This window comes from Marinomonas gallaica, from assembly GCF_049821165.1.
Taxonomy (GTDB): Bacteria; Pseudomonadota; Gammaproteobacteria; order Pseudomonadales; family Marinomonadaceae; genus Marinomonas; species Marinomonas gallaica.
Window position 1 is genome coordinate 2,783,120 of sequence record NZ_CP187511.1, and the last position, 20,370, is coordinate 2,803,489.

16 protein-coding genes are annotated in these 20,370 nt (G+C 44.1%); 4 read left to right on the forward strand and 12 right to left on the reverse strand.

Annotation, left to right across the window (positions count from 1 at the left end; all coding sequences use genetic code 11):
* Nucleotides 1–6: 6 nt before the first annotated feature.
* From cysD to ACPUEK_RS13155, 3 genes are all read right to left on the reverse strand, one after another.
* A complete protein-coding gene (cysD, locus tag ACPUEK_RS13145) occupies nucleotides 7–915 on the reverse strand; it encodes a sulfate adenylyltransferase subunit CysD (protein WP_170756327.1) in 909 nt (302 codons plus the stop codon).
* A gap of 164 nt (nucleotides 916–1,079) precedes the next feature.
* Nucleotides 1,080–2,438: a tRNA 5-hydroxyuridine modification protein YegQ gene (yegQ, locus tag ACPUEK_RS13150; RefSeq protein WP_067219449.1), complete on the reverse strand. Its 1,359-nt coding sequence runs from the start codon at nucleotides 2,436–2,438 to the stop codon at nucleotides 1,080–1,082.
* 140 nt (nucleotides 2,439–2,578) lie between these two features.
* Entirely contained in the window at nucleotides 2,579–3,550 is a 972-nt protein-coding gene (locus tag ACPUEK_RS13155) for a hypothetical protein (protein WP_425641019.1), read from the reverse strand.
* A gap of 165 nt (nucleotides 3,551–3,715) precedes the next feature.
* Between ACPUEK_RS13155 and ACPUEK_RS13160 the strand changes: the two genes are divergently transcribed.
* The 4 genes from ACPUEK_RS13160 (at nucleotide 3,716) to fusA (ending at nucleotide 8,578) form a co-directional block, all read left to right on the forward strand.
* On the forward strand, nucleotides 3,716–4,300 hold the full coding sequence (locus ACPUEK_RS13160; RefSeq protein ID WP_067219443.1) for a superoxide dismutase: 585 nt from the start codon (nucleotides 3,716–3,718) through the stop codon (nucleotides 4,298–4,300).
* Nucleotides 4,301–4,466: 166 nt separating this feature from the next.
* Nucleotides 4,467–5,132: a TIGR04211 family SH3 domain-containing protein gene (locus tag ACPUEK_RS13165; protein ID WP_067037720.1), complete on the forward strand. Its 666-nt coding sequence runs from the start codon at nucleotides 4,467–4,469 to the stop codon at nucleotides 5,130–5,132.
* Between the two features lie 21 nt (nucleotides 5,133–5,153).
* Entirely contained in the window at nucleotides 5,154–6,329 is a 1,176-nt protein-coding gene (locus tag ACPUEK_RS13170) for a cation:proton antiporter (protein WP_425641020.1), read from the forward strand.
* Between the two features lie 158 nt (nucleotides 6,330–6,487).
* On the forward strand, nucleotides 6,488–8,578 hold the full coding sequence (fusA, locus tag ACPUEK_RS13175; RefSeq protein ID WP_067219438.1) for an elongation factor G: 2,091 nt from the start codon (nucleotides 6,488–6,490) through the stop codon (nucleotides 8,576–8,578).
* A gap of 88 nt (nucleotides 8,579–8,666) precedes the next feature.
* On the opposite strand, the gene ACPUEK_RS13180 is transcribed toward fusA, so the two are convergent.
* From ACPUEK_RS13180 to ACPUEK_RS13220, 9 genes are all read right to left on the reverse strand, one after another.
* Nucleotides 8,667–9,719: an aldo/keto reductase gene (locus ACPUEK_RS13180; protein WP_067219434.1), complete on the reverse strand. Its 1,053-nt coding sequence runs from the start codon at nucleotides 9,717–9,719 to the stop codon at nucleotides 8,667–8,669.
* A gap of 124 nt (nucleotides 9,720–9,843) precedes the next feature.
* Nucleotides 9,844–11,025 carry a cytochrome-c peroxidase gene (locus ACPUEK_RS13185; RefSeq protein WP_067219431.1) on the reverse strand — a complete coding sequence of 394 codons (1,182 nt, stop codon included), beginning with the start codon at nucleotides 11,023–11,025 and terminating at the stop codon, nucleotides 9,844–9,846.
* A 132-nt stretch (nucleotides 11,026–11,157) separates the two neighbouring features.
* Nucleotides 11,158–11,418, reverse strand: a complete 261-nt coding sequence (gene minE, locus ACPUEK_RS13190) for a cell division topological specificity factor MinE (RefSeq protein ID WP_067037710.1) — start codon at nucleotides 11,416–11,418, stop codon at nucleotides 11,158–11,160.
* 1 nt (nucleotide 11,419) lies between these two features.
* The gene (minD, locus tag ACPUEK_RS13195) at nucleotides 11,420–12,229 is read right to left on the reverse strand and encodes a septum site-determining protein MinD (RefSeq protein WP_067037709.1); all 810 of its coding nucleotides are present in this window, start codon (nucleotides 12,227–12,229) and stop codon (nucleotides 11,420–11,422) included.
* 45 nt (nucleotides 12,230–12,274) lie between these two features.
* Nucleotides 12,275–13,003: a septum site-determining protein MinC gene (gene minC / locus ACPUEK_RS13200; protein WP_067037707.1), complete on the reverse strand. Its 729-nt coding sequence runs from the start codon at nucleotides 13,001–13,003 to the stop codon at nucleotides 12,275–12,277.
* A 268-nt stretch (nucleotides 13,004–13,271) separates the two neighbouring features.
* Nucleotides 13,272–16,931, reverse strand: coding sequence for an AAA family ATPase (locus ACPUEK_RS13205; RefSeq protein ID WP_425641021.1), 3,660 nt, complete (start codon nucleotides 16,929–16,931; stop codon nucleotides 13,272–13,274).
* Nucleotides 16,928–18,124 carry an exonuclease SbcCD subunit D C-terminal domain-containing protein gene (locus tag ACPUEK_RS13210; protein ID WP_425641022.1) on the reverse strand — a complete coding sequence of 399 codons (1,197 nt, stop codon included), beginning with the start codon at nucleotides 18,122–18,124 and terminating at the stop codon, nucleotides 16,928–16,930. Before ACPUEK_RS13210 ends, ACPUEK_RS13205 begins: the two co-directional genes overlap by 4 nt.
* Nucleotides 18,124–18,867 carry a 2Fe-2S iron-sulfur cluster-binding protein gene (locus ACPUEK_RS13215; RefSeq protein ID WP_425641023.1) on the reverse strand — a complete coding sequence of 248 codons (744 nt, stop codon included), beginning with the start codon at nucleotides 18,865–18,867 and terminating at the stop codon, nucleotides 18,124–18,126. The genes ACPUEK_RS13210 and ACPUEK_RS13215 overlap by 1 nt, the downstream gene beginning before the upstream one ends.
* 2 nt (nucleotides 18,868–18,869) lie before the next feature.
* Entirely contained in the window at nucleotides 18,870–20,342 is a 1,473-nt protein-coding gene (locus ACPUEK_RS13220; protein WP_425641024.1) for an aminoacyl-histidine dipeptidase, read from the reverse strand.
* Between the last annotated feature and the right edge of the window lie 28 nt (nucleotides 20,343–20,370).

Genomic DNA, 20,370 nt, shown 5'->3' on the forward strand with positions numbered 1-20,370 from the left:
CTACCCTTAGAAATAACCTTGCTTCTTCTTCTCTTCCATCGAACCCGTTGAATCGTGGTCGATGACACGGCCTTGACGCTCAGAACTCGTCGTCAATAGCATCTCTTGAATGATCTCTGGCAACGTATCCGCCTCAGATTCCACCGCACCTGTAAGCGGATAACAACCTAGCGTACGGAAACGCACTGATTTCATTTCTGGCACTTCGCCTTCTTTAAGCGGCATACGCTCATCATCAACCATGATTTGCACGCCATCACGCTCAACGACAGGACGCTTCGCAGAGAAGTAAAGAGGAACAATTGGAATGCTCTCTAGGTAGATATACTGCCAGATATCCAGTTCCGTCCAGTTAGACAAAGGGAATACACGGATGCTTTCACCTTTATTTACTTTACCATTGTAGATATTCCACAATTCTGGACGCTGATTTTTAGGATCCCAGCGGTGCTGTTTATCTCGGAAAGAATAAACACGCTCTTTCGCACGAGATTTTTCTTCGTCACGACGCGCGCCACCGAAAGCCGCATCGAAACCATATTGATCAAGCGCTTGCTTTAAACCTTGCGTCTTCATCACATCAGTATGTACTGCGCTGCCATGGGAAAATGGTCCAATACCCTGAGCGATACCGTCAGGGTTTTGATGGACCAACAGATCCAAACCAAGCTTCGCGACCATTTCGTCACGGAACGAGATCATTTCCTTGAATTTCCAACCTGTATCTACATGTAGCAGTGGAAATGGTGGTTTTCCTGGGTAAAACGCTTTCATTGCAAGATGCAGCATAACCGCTGAATCTTTACCTACAGAGTACAACATGACCGGGTTATCAAACTCTGCGGCCACTTCTCGAATAATGTGAATACTCTCAGCTTCAAGCTGTTTAAGGTGTGTCAGTCTTGCCTCTGTCACTGTCATAGTATCTCGTCTCAAATTTGTAAAGTCTTCGGCATTTAGTTAACTATAACATGCCAGAAAGTTATAAAAACCAACCCAAATAGATTTTCATGGCATATAGATATTAAAAAAGGCTCATAATGAGCCTTTTAATTGATACCTTATCCAGGCAACAATTTTCACTGTCCGTTTGGTAAGTTTCTCATAATCAAACCAAGCTCCAATTGTTCTGGCTGATATGGCAGCGGTATACGCACTTTATGCCCTGAGCCCGGCGCAACAACCACTGCTTCACCCTTGAGGTTTTCCATCACCTCAATATTGTAAAGCATACTTCCTTTAGGCGTAATCAGCTCAATAGAATCGCCTATTTTAAAGCGATTTTTGACCTCAATCGTCAACCACCCATCATTCCAGTCAAGCATTTCACCCACAAACTGCTGGCGATCTGAACTGGAATTACCATGTTGATAATTCTGGTACTGATCATGCACATGACGGCGATAAAATCCTTCGGTATATCCACGGTTAGCCAATCCTTCAAGTTTGTCCATCAATGACATATCGAAAGGTTGACCATGCGTCGCATCGTCAATGGCTTTACGATAAAGCTGTGCGGTTCGTGCTGCATAAAAGTGAGATTTGGTGCGCCCTTCAATTTTTAAAGAATGAACCCCCAACTCAATTAGCTTTTCCACATGCTGAATGGCACGTAAATCACGACTGTTCATAATGTAGGTGCCATGCTCATCTTCAAAAGCTGGCATGAACTCACCCTCACGCCCCTGCTCACGAAGCAATACCACGTCATCGAACGGCTTCCCCTCCCCAAGCGTTGGCGCTACGAAGCCATTTGGATCAAAACTTTGCACACCTTTAAGGTGACTACCATCCGCTGGCACAATATCACCATTTTCATCTTGCACCGCCGATTTCATATCATATTGCCAGCGACAAGAATTCGTACAAGTCCCTTGGTTTGGATCGCGACGATTAAAGTAACCAGACAACAAACAACGCCCAGAATACGCGATACATAAAGAACCGTGAACAAATGTCTCGATCTCCATCTCTGGCACCCTTTGACGAATTTCACCCACTTCATCTAAAGAAAGCTCACGAGATAGAATGACGCGCTCCAACCCGAAATTATGCCAAAATTTAACCGTTGCCCAGTTTACTGCATTAGCCTGCACTGATAAGTGAATTGGCATATCCGGCCATTTCTCTTTAATCAACATCATCAAACCAGGATCAGACATGATCAAAGCATCTGGACCCATTTCAACCACAGGCTCCATATCTTTTATAAAAGTCTTAATCTTAGCGTTATGCGGGGCAATATTTGTCGCAACATACAATTTCTTACCTTGGCCATGAGCTTCCTCTATGCCTTGTGCAAGATTTGCCATTGTAAAATCATTATTACGGACACGCAGACTGTAACGAGGCTGGCCAGCATAGACTGCGTCAGCACCATAGGCATAGGCATACCGCATATTCTTAAGAGTACCAGCAGGGGAAAGCAATTCAGTCATAATAAAACTTTATACAGAAATTAAGATGGCGCGAATTCTAGCGAAAACAGCCCTCTATCCCGAAGCGTAAAAACAAAAATGACCGAACAAGTCGGCCATTCTTTGATGTAAATCAATCTGCAAAAAAACTATGAAACGAATCAACCATTCTTTAAGCTCAACTCCAGCGACATTTGACGCACTTGTGACTTTAAGTTATTGATCTCACGTAACACCTGAGGGCGAAACTGATCTATTGAGCGAATAGCTTCTTCCGTGCTTTGGAGCCTAGAAGACAGATTACTTGGCACAGATGGCTGACTGGCAGCACTTGATAACGCATCAATACCTTCTGACTGCTGAGACACCTTAGAATCCAAGCCACTCAACGACCGCTTTAATTCAGACAGTTGACGGTCTAAATCTGCAATACGGTCTCGTTGCGAACCAATCGTTGACCCTTGTTGCTCCACTTTAGCATTGAGATCGCCAGCAAGAGTACTCGCCTCTTCTATCTGATGCTTCTGAGCCTCTTCAATCTTAGCGACTGTATTAACCATCGTATTGTAGCCGTTTTCAATATCATTAAACGCATCCGCTTGAACAGCGAAACGCTTACCCTGAGTTGAAACAACCTCTCTCAATTCTGACAGCTTTTCTTGTAACACTTCAATTTGCTGATCATTATTCGCAATACCAGTCCGGTTTCGATCATACGCAACAGCCCAAAGCTTTCGAATTTCACTATCGTGAGTCTTCAATGTTTCTTCAACTGTTTGACCTAGGGCATTTGTCGATACATCGGCCGCCAACAATTGACTGTCTAAGTCTTGAATTTGACTACGAGCGCCAAGTAACTCGTCACGCAACGCCTGATTTTCCATCCATAACCAGTAGCCACCTGCTCCTGCACCACCTACAATCAACAGAAGAAGAAAATACACAAACGCTAGACTGGTTTTCTTAGCTGGCGCATATCCAGCGGCACCAGGAGATCCTGTAGGCCTTGCTGGTGGAGGGTTTAGGCGTTGCTTGCCTGTTCTAGGCACTTGCGAACTACTTGTGCCCCGATCACTAATTTCATCTTGATCGAGTGTTAGACTTGGGATTTCTACATCATCATCTTTGCGCATAACTATGGTCAGCCGTCAATCTTTGTACAACTATGAAAACTTTGGGAATAAATAACCATACAAACAGAATGAATATAATATTCAAATGTTCGATGCTACTATATAAGCACCATTAACTGCTTGATCACAAGCACTTTTCATTACAATAAAGCAAGGAGAAAAGAAATGGCTTTTGAACTACCAGCTCTACCTTACGCTAAAGATGCTCTTGAACCACATATGTCCCAAGAGACACTTGAGTTTCACCATGGCAAACACCACAACACTTACGTAACTAAGCTAAATGGTCTTGTTCCTGGTTCTGAGTACGAAGGCAAATCTCTAGAAGAGATCATCTCTTCAGCTCCAGCTGGCCCAGTATTTAACAATGCGGCACAAATCTGGAACCATACTTTCTTCTGGAATAGCCTAACGCCAAACGGCGGCGGCGAGCCTACGGGCGCTCTAGCTGATGCAATCAATGCTAAATGGGGCTCTTTCGCAGCGTTCCAAGAAGCATTCAACGACAAAGCCGTAAATAACTTCGGCTCTAGCTGGACTTGGTTGGTGAAAAACGCTGACGGTTCACTAGAAATCGTTAACACTAGCAATGCTGGTACGCCAATGACTGCTGGTCAAACTGCTTTGATTACAGTTGACCTTTGGGAACACGCTTACTACATTGACTACCGCAACGTTCGCCCTGATTACCTTAAAGGCTTCTGGGCACTTGCAAACTGGGAATTCGCAGCAGCTAACTTTGCAGCATAAACCCACAGTATGACCAGTCTAAAAAAGCGCAACTTCGGTTGCGCTTTTTTTGTTTTACACATTGTTGACGCAATACCTTTGCTATGTCGACCCGCAAGATATTGCGCTTAAGTGCTAGTAGCGTTATTGTCTCGTTACAAGTAATTGATTGTAAAAGGGTCTTCACGTGCTAAAACAAATACTGTTCGGATTAACGGCTTCCTTTAGCGTTATACTTTCAGCGCAAGCAGAAACGGTTTATGTTTCTGATATTCAATTCGTTGCCATCCGCGAAGGACTAAGCAATGACACTCGCGCCACAGAACGCGGTATAAAGAGCGGCACCCCTCTTACCGTCTTACAACGTCGTAATGACTACGTAAAAGTTCGCACACCTGATGGCAATGAAGGCTGGCTTCCAAATTACTTCATCAGCGAAGACCGTGTAAGCCGAGACCAACTTGTTTATCTTCAAAATCAGCTCACCCAAGCGAAAGAAGCAAAGGTAGACGCTCAGGACGTGTTACAAGAGACCAAAGACACGAACAGCGAATTGATTTCCTCGGTAGAATCACTCACCTCTCAAAAGCAAGCACTTGAACAGCAACTGATGGATGTGTCCGTCTTAGCGCAGCAAGCTAAAGAGATCGTGTCAGCCAATCAGGAGTCTGACTACAAGATCAAATCGCTGCAACAACAAGTCGACACGCTTACGATGCAAAACGAAGAGCTTAGCAATTCGATTGAACAACGCTGGTTCCTAATCGGTGCGGGGACATTGATTGCTGGTGGCATTTTAGGCTTACTATTTCCAATGACGCGTAAAAAGAAGGTATCATCTAGCTCTTGGTAGACAACTGCATGAGGGCAAAACATGGATGTGAACATTGTACACTCTTTCTTTCTCATCTTTGGGGGCGCCGCGGTGGTCGCCTCCATTGCCCTTTATACTAAGCAACCTCTTATTCTGGCCTACATTGCACTCGGTGCATTATTTGGCCCTTCCGCCCTTCAACTAGTGGACCACCCCAAATTGCTTGAAGGTATGTCTCACATCGGCATCATCTTCCTGCTATTTTTACTTGGTCTTGATATGAAACCGAGCCACCTTTTTAACATGCTTAAGAAAGCATCTTGGGTCGCTATCATTTCATCCATCACTTTTGCCGCCTTTGGGTATTTCACAGCCATCGCATTTCAATACACTCAAATGGAATCGCTCATCATCGGGCTTGCAATGATGTTTTCCAGCACCATCGTTTGTATCAAATTACTTCCTACTACGGTATTGCACCATAAACACACCGGTGAATTAGTTGTAGGCTTACTTTTGCTGCAAGACATTATCGCCATCGCAGCCTTGCTTGCTTTAGTTGCCATAGGCAGCTCTTCAGATGCATCGAATAGCTACATGCAATACCTTAAGCCTATAATAGGCTTACCTACTTTAATTGGCGGTGCTTTTTTACTAGTCAAATACGTATTACTACCCCTTATTACACGATTCGACCGCTTTCATGAGTACATCTTTTTACTCTCAATCGGCTGGTGCTTATCAATGGCCACCGCAGCCGAATTACTTGGCTTATCCGCCGAAATGGGCGCTTTTGTTGCCGGTGTTGCGTTGGCCACCTCGCCTATTTCCCAATACATCGCCACCAATTTAAAACCACTAAGAGACTTCTTCCTTATCCTTTTCTTCTTTTCCATTGGTGCGAGTTTCAACCTAGATCTACTCGGACTTGTCATTAGGCCAGCGCTCGCTCTAGCGATGCTGTCGATGATTATCAAGCCCGTTGTTTTTCGCTTTTTATTAAAAGGCTTAAAAGAAGACAAATCTACTAGCTGGGAGGTCGGCTTTCGCCTAGGACAGGTAAGTGAATTCTCACTACTCATTGCTTATTTAGCTGCATCACTAGGCTTAATAGGTGTAGAAGCCAGTCATGTCATTCAAGCTACAGCGATTTTGACCTTTGCCCTATCAACCTATGTAGTAATCTTGAGCTACCCTAATCCTATCGCTATATCTGATCGATTAAGGCGTGATTAGACCAAAATAATCAAATAAATATCGGCGGTAGTCAGCATGCCTCTTTTATTGCGCTATCAAAGTATAATAGAATACGCGCGAATACCTGACTACTTCGCTGAAAGGTCTTGTATACTAACTATGCGAAAAATTCATCCGACACTTTTTAGAGTAATGTAATGGCTGACTTATCACTTTACAGAAACATCGGTATCTTTGCCCACGTAGACGCGGGTAAAACTACCACCACAGAACGTATCCTTAAGCTTACTGGTAAAATCCACAAGACTGGTGAAGTTCACGACGGCGAATCAACTACAGACTTCATGGAACAAGAAGCAGAGCGCGGTATTACTATCCAGTCTGCTGCTGTTACTTGTGAGTGGAAAAACCACCGCCTAAACGTTATCGATACTCCTGGACACGTAGACTTCACAGTTGAAGTATACCGTTCTTTGAAAGTACTTGATGGTGGTATTGGTGTATTCTGTGGTTCTGGTGGTGTTGAGCCACAATCAGAAACAAACTGGCGCTACGCTAACGAGTCTGAAGTTGCTCGTGTAATCTTTGTTAACAAACTAGACCGTCTAGGCGCTAACTTCTACCGCGTTGTAGATCAAGTTAAAAACGTTCTAGCTGCTAACCCTCTTGTTATGACGCTTCCTATCGGTGAAGAAGATGAATTCGCAGGTGTTGTAGACGTTCTAACTAAGAAAGCTTACATCTGGGACGACAGTGGTCTTCCAGAGAACTACGAAATCACTGATGTTCCAGCTGATATGGTAGACAAAGTTGAAGAATATCATGAAGCATTGATCGAGACAGCTCTAGAGCAAGACGAAGATCTAATGATGGCTTACCTAGAAGACGGTGACGTTCCATCGATCGATGAAATCAAGCGCTGTATCCGTAAAGGTACTCGCGACCTTGCGTTCTTCCCAACGTACTGTGGTTCTGCGTTTAAAAACAAAGGCATGCAAAACGTTCTTGATGCAGTAGTAGATTACCTTCCTTCACCGACGGAAGTTGACCCACAAGAATTAACTGACAAAGAAACTGGTGAATCAACTGGCAAATACGCTATTGTTTCTGTTGATGAACCTTTACGCGCACTTGCGTTTAAGATCATGGACGACCGTTTCGGCGCTCTTACCTTCGTTCGTCTTTACTCAGGTAAACTAAACAAAGGCGACACGATCCTTAACTCTGCAACAGGTAAAACTGAGCGCGTTGGCCGCATGGTTGAGATGCAAGCAGACGATCGTAACGAGATCACTTCAGCGCAAGCTGGTGATATCATTGCCATCATCGGTATGAAGAACGTTCAAACAGGTCACACTCTTTGTGATCCTAAACATGAATGTACACTTGAAGCGATGATTTTCCCTGAACCAGTAATCTCTATCGCTGTTCAGCCTAAAGATAAAGGCGGCAACGAGAAAATGGGTATCGCAATCGGTAAAATGGTTGCAGAAGATCCATCTTTCCAAGTTGAAACAGACGAAGACTCTGGTGAAACAATCCTTAAAGGTATGGGTGAGCTTCACCTAGACATTAAGGTAGACATTCTTAAGCGTACATACGGTGTAGATCTAATCGTTGGTCAACCTCAAGTTGCCTACCGTGAAACGATCACTCGTGAAGTTGAAGACAGCTACACGCACAAGAAACAGTCTGGTGGTTCTGGTCAGTTCGGTAAGATCGATTACCGCATCAAACCAGGTGAGCCAAACTCTGGCTTCACATTCACATCATCTGTTGTGGGTGGTAACGTACCGAAAGAATTCTGGCCTGCAGTTGAGAAAGGCTTCAAATCTATGATGGATCAAGGTGTCCTTGCGGGCTTCCCTGTTCTTGACGTAGAAGTTGAACTTTTCGACGGTGGCTACCACGCAGTAGACTCATCTGCTGTAGCATTCGAGATCGCAGCGAAAGGCGCATTCCGCCAATCTATCCCGAAAGCAGGCGCGCAACTTCTTGAGCCAATCATGAAAGTTGACGTGTTCACTCCAGAAGATCACGTTGGTGATGTAATCGGTGACCTTAACCGTCGCCGCGGCATGATCAAAGACCAAGAAGCAGGTCTAACTGGCGTACGCATTAAAGCAGACGTACCTCTGTCTGAAATGTTTGGCTACATCGGTTCTCTTCGTACAATGACATCTGGTCGTGGCCAATTCTCTATGGAATTCGCTCATTACGCTCCATGTCCTGCGAACGTTGCTGAAACTGTGATCGAAAAAGCGAAAGCTAAAAAAGAAGAGAAGTAATTCCTTTTTTTAAGACACAAAAAACCCGGCATATGCCGGGTTTTTTTATGCTCAAATTTCACATCATATATCCAGTAACTCATACCTACTAGTAAGGAGCAGGATACTGCTTAAAGACCTCAGCCACTTCAGATATAACCTGCTCACTCAAAGCAACCTCAAAAGCCTTTATGTCCTCTTTCAACTGATCCATGGTCGTTGCACCAATAATGGTAGAGGTTACTCCATCCACTTGATCTACCCACGCTAACGCTAACTGAGAGGCAGTCAGACCATTACGCTCAGCAATATCTTTGTAAGCTTTAATTGCCAGGTTAGACGCCTCTGTATCCCTGAATAAGCCATTTCGCTGCGCATAACTCCAACGACTACCTTGCGGACGCGCACCATCAATGTATTTACCAGACAACGCTCCTGCAGCTAATGGCGACCATGGCAAATACGCCACATCTTCGCGAACACAGCCTTCAATCAGATACGGCCAATCTTTCGCGTGCAACAAACTGAACTCATTTTGGATCGATGCCACGCGAGGCAAACTATGCTTTTCACTTAAACGTAGGTATTCGCTGACCCCCCATGGGGTTTCGTTAGAAAGACCAAAATGACGAATCTTACCCGCTTTAACGCACTCATCTAACGCTTGCAGTATCTCTAACATCTCAGCAGACTGCTGCTGAGTATCAACATCAGAAAAATTTAAGCGCCCAGGCCAATGTTTTGCAAAATGCGGGGAGGTACGATTTGGCCAGTGAATTTGGTAAAGATCGATATAATCTGTTTTTAATCGAGCAAGTGAATTATCAACAGATTGCACAATCGCTTCACCAGTTACATCGCCACCATCACGCACCCATGATAAACCGTTACCAGCAATCTTAGTCGCTAGTACAACTTCATCACGACGCGATTCATGACGTGAAAACCAATCACCAATAATAGACTCGGTCTTACCATAGGTATCAGGCGTAGGGGGAACGGCATACATTTCCGCTGTATCCCAAAAGTTAATACCTTGATCCAAGGCAAACTCAATTTGCTGGTCGGCATCTTGCTGAGTATTTTGTTTACCCCAAGTCATTGTACCAAGGCAAACATGGGACACATCGATATCAGTACGACCTAACTTACTGTATTTCATGTATATACATTCCTTTAAAAGTTTTACATCAACTTTAAGAATGTAATAAATCAAAGACAACAAAGCCAGCATTCCACTTGGAAACAATGTGGAGGCTGGCTGCTAAAAACATCAAAACAATGGATTATTTACTTTCCAATAAGTACTCGTATCGTTTATCAGTCAGCGTCTTTAAAAAGGCCACCAACGCATCGACACGACGCTCATCAAGCGGCGGCCCTATCTGCAACGTATTATGGTCAATATTTTCAAACACCTCTGGCTCAGCCCAAGGCACTCCAGTTTCAGGATTCACCTTTCTCATTGGGTTGTTATAGTGGTCGTAAAACAAAATGACTGTCTTAAGATCCTTGAATACACCATTGTGCATATAGGGACCAGTAATCGCCACATTACGTAAAGTAGGCACTTTAAACTTACCACGCTCCTTAGGGTCACTTACCTGCGGATTATCAAATAACCCTTCATCAAGTGACTGAAGATTCAACGCTGAATTAGCGGGTACACCAATATTTCGATATTCATAGTTGGTAAAGGTTTCACGCTTATTGAAAGGAGAGCCATTTAACTGATGGCATGAATTACAATTAGTAAACTGTTGAGAAAAGAATAAAGTACGCCCCAACTCCTCTTCCTGGGTGAATGCTGCCTCACCCCGCAAGACGCGATCATATTTTGAATCAAATGGCATAAAAAGCTCAGTTTGCTCAAAATGAGCAATAGCATCCGTGATCGCACTAAAGGCTCGTTCTTTTTGCTCAAAAAGATCATTGCCATACAGCTTTTTAAATAATGACTTATACGTAGGATTTTCAAGCACCCTATCAACGACAGCACCTTCATTTTCCATCTGCATTTCCATGGGGTTCACAAAAGGCCCTGCTGCCTGATGCGCAAGCGAGTTAGCACGGCCATCCATAAACATACCACCACGAAACTCCCCGTCTTTCATTCGATGAAACGCAGGTGTCAGCGCTGCGTAGCTCGCTGTAGGTGCATTACGCTCCCCATGAGAAACGTCATCACTCCCTAAAGAAACCGCCCCCAAATCCACTGTTTGGCGACTGTCAGCAAAAGCACGACCAATATCATGACAACTAGCGCAAGACTGATTTCGGTACTTAGATAGATTCACATCAAAAAATAATTGACTGCCTAGCTGCGCCTTCGGGTGATTCAGCGCCACAGGCAAATCAGAGATCAAATCAGCAGAAGATGTTTCAATCGCCAACTCTTCAGACTTTTGACTGCAACCAGATACCGACAAGGCACCTAGCAACAAAATAGACGAGATCGTATGTTTCATATCACTACCATTTTTTCAGATGGTCACATGATACAACTTGATTAGATAAGAGGTAAATGAATGAGAATGAAAACTAACAGTATTCTAAGTGACTGATGTCACAGAGACATCAGTCACTTAATAAAAGAATGATTAATCGTTCTTTTCAGGTAAAGTAACGTTTAATTCCAACACTGAACAATCGTCCGTATCTTCTAACTGAATCTGGACATGCTCATTATCGACCTGCACATACTTACGGATAACAGCAATAATCTCTTGCTGCATCTGCTCCAAGTAGTCTGGCTGAGTGCGACGACTACGCTCATGTGCCACAATAATTTGCAAACGATCCTTAGCTACTGACGCAGAGCTTGGTTCGCTTTTACTTTTAAAGTAATCAAAAATCCCCACGCTAGCCTCCTAGTAAACGCTTAAAGAATCCTTTCTTTTGAACATCCGTAAAACGCAACGGACGCTCTTCACCCAGCAAACGGTCAACCGCATCAGAATAAGCCTGACCCGCTTCAGCTTGACCATCTAAAATAACTGGTGTGCCTTGGTTAGATGCCTTAAGCACCGCTTCCGACTCAGGAATAACACCCAACAATGGAATTGCCAAAATCTCTTCAACGTCGGCAACACTTAACATTTCACCTTCTGAAACGCGATCAGGGTTATAGCGCGTCACTAGAAGATGCTCTTCAATGGGCGGCAAACCTTGCTCGGCACGGCGACTCTTGCTCTGCAGAATACCTAAAATGCGATCAGAGTCGCGCACTGAAGAGACTTCAGGGTTGGTTGTCACTATTGCGACATCTGCAAAATACAACGCCATTTGTGCGCCTTTCTCTATACCGGCAGGCGAATCACAAACAATGTATTCAAAATCCTTAGACAGCTCATTTAAAACCGCCTCTACACCTTCAGTTGTCAATGCATCTTTATCACGTGTTTGTGATGCCGGAAGAAGAAACAAATCCTTAGTGCGCTTATCTTTAATCAAAGCTTGTGAAAGTGTTGCTTCTTTATTAATAACATTCACAAAATCGTACACAACTCGACGTTCACAACCCATAATAAGGTCTAAATTACGTAGACCCACATCGAAGTCGATAATAACCGTTTTATGTCCTTTCAGCGCCAATCCAGTACCGATTGCAGCGCTAGATGTAGTTTTACCAACCCCACCTTTACCTGAGGTTACGACGATAATTTTAGCCAACTATATATCCCCCGAGAAACAAATTCTGATAGCCTTTGCCATAACCTATAGTGAGGCGATTTCTAATGCTTCATCCACTAATAGCACTTGCGCGGCGTCTTTCCAAATGATTTTTTGCAGAGCGTCGCTCAACATAAAGTTGCCTGCAATCGCGACCAGCTCTGCTTCCATGTTTTTACAAAAAATACGAGCCGAAGTATCACCTTTCACTCCAGCCAAAGCGCGACCTCTTAAGGCGCCATAAATATGAATATTGCCTTCTGCTAACACTTCCGCACCAGCACTCACTTGAGACACGACCACTAAATCGCCTGGCGCATACACTTGCTGCCCCGAGCGAACAGGCTTCGTAATAAGCTTGGTAGGCTGCGATACCTCACGCTCTTCAACCACCGTTTTAATGACCACATGCGGATCTTTCGCAGGCGCAGGCGTTTCACTCTTAATATTAATCTGTCGACTGTTTGCATTAGGCAATAACGGCAACTCGCAATCGAAGCGCCAGCTTGGAATATCACCTTCTGACGTCCTCCAGCCAATTACAGCCAGTCCCAATTCACGACAGCCCGCGACAAGTGTTTGAAAAAGATCCAATGAAACAGGCTCAGAGCATTGATTGATGTCGATAATAAGAGGTGCTTGATTAAAAAACTGAGGAACTTGAGCAATCTTTTCCTTCAGCCCCAATTTGATCTGCTCTAGATTGGGTGTTTTGACCTCTAATACAACAGTGGTCACAACACTCCCTTTGAGGCGAAAGTCATTATCTGACATCTAAAGAATTTCCTTAATTAAATCAGTGCGGTAACGCTTATAAAATAAGCGAATTTTGCAATATTCTATTTTAACAATATACAAGTAGAAATGAAGCAATTCCGTGCAAACAAATAACTTAAGTTTACATATTGTGCCCTAATATAACACTTGTGCGCAAATTAAACCAAACTAGTAACCCATTGTATTTATTAAACTTTTACAACTTATTTACAAGGTTTTGCCATCATTTCTGGGGACAACTCACTAATGAATATTAATAGCAACTTTACCCTTTATAGAGCGGTTCAAGACCTGACACACCCAGTCCTGCTTGCTTGTTCACTTGAATTTGTACCGAAATGCGTTCTTTGAGAGCTTCAACATGACTAATCACACCAATTGTCTTACCGGAACTGTTTAAGCGATCTAGCGCATCTAGAGCGATATCTAAGGTTTCGCTGTCTAACGTGCCGAACCCTTCATCTAAAAATAATGAATCAATCGAGGTTTTGTGAGACACAAGTTCAGACAGAGACACCGCCAACGCCAGACTCACCAAGAAAGACTCTCCACCAGATAATGTTTTTGTGTCTCGCGTAATATCACCCTGCCACTGATCAATAACTTCAAGCTGCAACCCCTCATTACGCTGACGCTGTAATTGATAGCGGCCGTGCAAGGTATTCAGGTGTCGATTCGCTAACCACACGAGATGATCTAACGTCACACTTTGCGCATAACGTCGAAATTTAGCCCCGTCGGAAGACCCAATTAAAGCATTCAAATCGTCCAACAAAATAAATTCATGTTTTTGATCTGCAATATCTTTCAACATGGACTGGTTATTTTTACGTTTAACACTTTCTGAATGAACACGCTCAGCAATTTGCCCTAACTGAACCATTTGCTCATCACACTCATCTTTAAGCGTTTCAAACCTTTGCTCTAATGCATGCAAGTCCTGCTGTTCAGACAATACCGGTAACGTTGCAAACACGGCTTCGTGTTCTGCTAAATCATGATTAACTTGCTCAACCAGTGCATTAAGTCGTTGAATTGTATTTTGCGCATCATCACGCATTTGCTCTATTCGTTTGACCTCAGTCGCGTCGATAGACGCACTCTTCCAAGCGTCTGATGATATAAAGCCAACGCTTTCAAGGCACTCTAACCAATCTTGCTCCGCCGCTTTTGTCTTCTGATTAAGCTGATTGAGCATTTCCGATACATTGGTTAATTTTGTGGTGAGCTGTGTATGCTGAATAGACTGTGTAGACAACTGGCTTGCGTACAGGTCTTTTGTCGATTGTAAGGCATCCAGCTGGCTTAGATACTCAGTACGTAAGGCTTGAACAGACTTTCCTTGTAACCCTTCTGCCAGCTCATTTCCAAGTCGCTCAACGGTTTGCAACAATGCCCCAATGTCATCTGTCAGTACTTCTTTCTGATGGCTAACTTGGCTAATTGTTTTTTGGGTTTGATCTTTTTGCCATAAGCAAGCCTCTAGGGACTTATCAAGCTGAGCTATTTTTTGAGAAGCGCTCTGCCATTGCTGAACCGCCTCGGTAATGGCCACTAAATTAGTCGAATATTGCTCACACCAAGAAGCATCATTCGCCAATTCAGCGACACTATCTGATAAGTTTTGCAACTGTTCTTTTGTGTCTATTTCTAAGGTAGCAAGCGCATGATTTAGTTGATCAATAGCGATTTGTTTACTGTCTCGTTCATGCAACCATTGCTTCTGAAGCATTGACTGATTAGCGAGCTGTTGATCAACATCCTGCTTTTGCTTCAATAGGTTATGACGCTCTTGCTCTAATGCCTGAGATCGCCTCTGGGTTTGCCTTAGGATCTTTAGCTCTTCACTGGCCTTTTCAATGTTCGTTTCTAGCTCTTGCAAGGAAACTGACGCATCTTCTGCTGCCGCTATTTCATAGCCAATAATTTGATCTCTAATGATCGAACGCTGCGCCTCTATTGATTCAAGTTTACCTAATAACTTCGCACCCTCTTGCTCAATAGGCTTTATGTCATTAACGCTTTGCAAACGCTCAGTTTGGTATTCAGATAACCGCTTGGTGAGCGTGTCATCGATAGTAAAAGCTTCCACCGCCACCAAATCATGACTGTCACTTCCACAAAGAGGGCAGGCCTCCCCCTCGATAAGCAATTGACGCTCACGCTCCAATACAGCAACACGTTGTTGCAAAAAAATCCGCTGCTCAAGGTCGGCTATTTGCGCTTCGATTCGTTTGATATTGGACAGCGCTTGCTTAACTTGCTCGGTGTTTTGGGTCAACTCGTCACTTAACGTTTGCTGAGCACAGTTTAACCGCTCCAGTTCTTGTCTTGATTCAGCCAATCGACTCAAAGTGGTTTGAAGCGTTCGCTTTTGCTCTACATATACTTCAAGGCTGTCAATTTTGTGCGCCAAACTTGCTGCGTCATAAGTATTCAACAAAGACGCAAGATCCGACTCGACCGTCTGTAAATGATGATTCAGCTCTGACTGATGTTTTTGAGTTTGACTTAGCTGTTGCTCAGCAGACACTAATTTCTGCTCAATATCTGTTTTGACAGACTGCAGTGAAGTCAGTTGTGTTTGTTTATTTATAGACTGCTGTTTATTTTGGCTTATCTGATCATCTTGCAGGCGCCACTTTTCTATTAGTTCTGAGGCTTTCGCGCCATCTTTCCAAACATTTAGCGACTCCATTAAGCTCAGTTTTTCATTCTGAAGTTGGGTTACCGTAGAGTTCTGATTCGAAATATCCTGTTCTAAAGCATCCAACTGTTGTAACAGCGCTCGCTGATTATCTTGATGCGTTTGCAACGCTTGAGCCTGTCGATTACATTCGTGTTCTTTTGGCGACCAAGTCTTCTCAGCGGCCAGTTCAAATTTTGCAAATGCGGCCTGATGTTCAGAAAGTGTGTGAGAAGCATCATTAAAACGGGCTTGAGTGTCATCATAAGACTGCTGGCTTTCTAATAACTCTGTTTTTAAGCTTCTTTCTAGACTTTTACTTTGCTCTAGCTCAACTTTAAGCTGCTGTAGATGTGCGTGTTTGGGCTCTATTTGTTGTGCCAGATACGCTTGCTCAAGCAAACTAAAAGACGGCGCAAGCTCAGTCCAATTTGTTTGAGCCTGAACAAGCTCATCATTGAGTTTTGATTTTTTCTCTGTCAGCTCTTGAGCTGATTGGTGCCATGCGAGCACTCGATGCAGCGCATTTAGCGACTGTTTCGTTTGATCAACGTTTTTCTTAGCAACGTCATGCTCATCTTGCAACACTTGCCACTCTTCAATAGACAGTAACTTATGGCTCGCTTGAACGGCCTCAAGTTGCTGGATATGAGCTTTTTTCTCACGATGGGCTTCAAATATTCGTCGTGAAATATCCGCGTATACTTCCGTTCCAGTCAGTTCTTCTAATAACTCAGCTCGATCGTCCGTTTTGGCATTCAAAAACGCCGCAAATCCGCCTTGAGCAAGCATCATCGAGCGAGTAAAACGTGGAAAATCCAGTCCAGTTAATTCAGCGACGCCGTCAAGTTTTAAGGCAATTTTATCGGCAATGATTTTACCGTCAGCTTGCGACAAACTGCATTTAATCGGTTGCAGCTTGCCATCGGCTTTATTACGAGCACGTTTTTGCTCCCATGACGCGGTGTATCGCTTACCTTTCACTTCAAACACTACTTCAGAAGCGCAATGGGCAGTGTGTCGAGTCATTACATCATTAGCAGATTGGGATACATTAATACGGGGCGTCTGATGATAGAGCGCCAAACAAATCGCATCTAATAACGTGGACTTCCCTGCCCCCGTAGGGCCAGTGATAGCAAAAATGCCAGCGTCTGCTAAGGGTGCAGATTCAAAATCTATAAACCACTTACCCTTCAAAGAATTCAAATTTTCAAAACGTAGTGAGCAGATTTTCATGAGTTAGGCTCCTCATCGTCAATAATGATTTGCTGGAATAAGCCTCTAAGCTCCACACTTCGCTCTTCTGATACGTCCTTCTCAAGCAATAACTTGTCAAATACTTCCACCGGGGTTACATCCTCTAACGTAGCGGTTTCAGCCAAGCCATCGACCAAATCGACGAGCCTCTTTTCTCGGCGCACTTTGACGACATCAATCTTCTTATGCTCGGTTATTTGTCTTAGCTGTTCCTGAAAAGGACCTAGATTGATATCTTCTGTAACAGTAATCTCAAGCCATACGGTCAAATGCTCGCTACATGGTAGTTGCTCAATTTCATAGATCAGTTGATCACGACTTCCTTTCATGCTTCTGAGTTCACGAAACGCCGGCACATCAATACGCTCAACATCACGGGTCTCAGTATCAAACACACAAACGGATTTTTGACTGCTGGCTTCATCAAAACTCATTGGCATCGGCGAACCAGAATAGCGCCAGCAGTGATTGCCTCCCACTGATATTGGCTTATGAATATGACCCAGCGCCAAATAATCAAACTCAGGCAACATGCTTGGCGGGAAAGCCTCTAACGTACCCACATAAATATCGCGCACTGACTCTGTTTTCTGTCCGCCTAACACGGTGAAATGACCCGTACCAATTATGGACACATCGCCAGATAATCGCTTCGCCTCTGAAAATAAAGTTCGGTAATAGTGCTGTATTTGATGGGAAAGCAGCTGTTGTTTTTCATCCCCTGCCTGCCCTGCTTCGTAACGCACCATGTCTCTTGCGCGAAGAAATGGAATGGCACATACCATCGCCTGTAGTGTGTTTTGCTCATCCCGCAATGGAATGACAGCATTATCCAGTGCTGCCCACTCTGGTTGCGTCACGACATAGGTATCGAGCGTTCTCAAAAGACTTTTACTTTCGTTTAATACACTGACCGAATCGTGGTTGCCTGCAACCACAATAAACTGGCAATTTAAGGCATTCAGTTTTAGAACACATTCATGATAGAGCTCTCGGGCATAACTGGGCGGAGTTGATGTGTCAAATACGTCTCCCGCCAAAATCACGGCTTTGATGTGATGTTGTTCAACAATATTCGCAAGCCAAGAAACAAATAAACGATGCTCTTCGAGACGGCTTTTGCCCATAAAACTCTGACCAAGGTGCCAATCGGATGTGTGCAGTATTTTCATTAGGAGTGGTTTATTAGATAGGTAAATTCATTCACTCGACAACGACTGTTCGTTAGCCAAGTCTCTAAGGCATGCAGGGATATGGGCTCATCGGCCATTACGACCGCCATGTCAAACCGCTTGAAGGATAAGCTGGCATCAGACTTCGACAAATCTATTAACGCCAACTCGATTTTGGTGCCCAAATTACTAGCCGTAAGCGCTTCTGCAAAATGCCGCGCCATGGGTTCATTCTTAGCGCCGTACAGTAAGAGAAACGTGGCATTTGGGTCCAACAATGCTCGCTGAGGCTTATTCACTAGCTTCAACGTGTCTATTTGATTACAAAGATGGGTGGGGAAGTAGAAATCAAGTGTCGTGCCATCGGGTGAACAGCAGGTACTGCGCCCCTCTTGTCCGCCACATTGCCAACGAATGTCTGCGCCTAACGGTAGCGCCATTTTCGTGCGACCCGTCACCACAGCCCACCGCTGTGTCAACTCGCTCACGGTTACGTGTTCTAGGACAACATCATATACATGATGTGCTTGTGTCGTTAGGGATAGATCCTCCGTAACTCTCTGCTGACACGCTAACAAAGGAGTAGTGGTTGTCGCCTCATATAAACAACAACTTCGGCACGCTCCAGCTAAACAACTGTGCGGAACAATGACCCCGTTGGAGGTCAAGCCAGCCAGTAAATTCTCGCCAGACTCAATTTCATACGTTGTCCCATCAAGGGTAACAGCACAAACTTTTGACATAATCAAACGGCTTTCGGCGTGTCTTTAAGCAGTGTTTTAAGGATGCTCCAAAACTCTGCTACGGAATCGATTTGGAGGCGTTCAGAGGGTGAATGCGCACCGCGTATATTCGGCCCAAACGATACCATCTCCATTGCTGGGTATTTTGCGCCGATGATACCGCATTCAAGCCCTGCGTGAATCACTTTCACATTAGGCTCAAAGCCCATTACCTGTTCATGTACACGATGGAAATGTGTCAGTAAATTAGAATGTGGCTCAGGCTTCCAGCCAGGATAGCCATTTTCTAACAACACCTCACAGCCAATTAATTGAAATGGCGCTTTAGCTATCTTCGCTAAGTATTCAGTTTGACTGTCCACTAAAGAACGTACTAATAGACAAACAGACAATTCAATATCAGCCTGATTGACCAAGATTCTAATAACGCCCAAGTTGCAGGAGGTTTCCACCACATTAGCAATAGAAGGTGACATGCGACGAACACCATGCGGTGCCGATAATAAAGCTTGTATCACACTCGTCTGATCACTTTTAGAAAGGTGTCCAGTTACATCAGAAGTAGAAACTGAAATGGATAAGTTGAGATCTGTATCTACGTATTCTTGTTGATAGAGTTCGGCTTGCTCAGTAAGCCATTCTTCAAATTTACCAATTTCAGAGTCGTTCATTAACACAGTAGCATTGGCATCTCGTGCAATGGCATTTCGCAGTGTACCACCCACTATTGAAGACAAACGAAAATCCATTGCATCATTTAAGTCATTCAGTAATCGCGCCATCAGCACATTTGCATTGGCTAGACCTTTATTGATGTCTAGGCCTGAATGCCCACCTTTTAGCCCTGTGATAGTAATCAAGAAGGCCCTATCAAATTCCGGTTCATGCTCTAACAGGAAACGTTTGGACACATTGATATCAACACCACCGGCGCAACCGATGTAAACATCACCACGATCTTCTGAGTCAAGGTTTAGCAGTCGGGTACCCTTAAGAATGCCTTCAGGAAGTTGAGATGCACCACGTAGACTGGTTTCTTCTTCAATCGTGAACAGTGCCTCAATGGGGCCATGGGGAATATCGTTACTTTCTAAAACGGCCAAAATAGCCGCGACGCCGATGCCATTGTCCGCCCCAAGAGTCGTACCTTTTGCATGCACCCAACCGTCTTGCTCATACGTTTCAATTGGGTCATTTTCAAAGCAATGATTAGAGGTCGCTTCTTTTTGAGCCACCATATCTAGATGCCCCTGTAGCACAACGGTCTCACAAGCTTCCATACCTGTCGTGGCAGGCTTACAAATTAATAAATTGCCGGCCGCATCAATACTGGCTCTCAACCCTAAACTCTGAGACCATTCAAATAAATAGCTACGTAGCGTTTCTTCGTGAAAAGACGGGCGCGGGGTATCACACATCAGACGAAACTGTCGCCATACAGCTTGTGGCTGAAGCGACTCTAACCATTCGTTCATTTATACACTCCAATAAAATAAGCCGTTT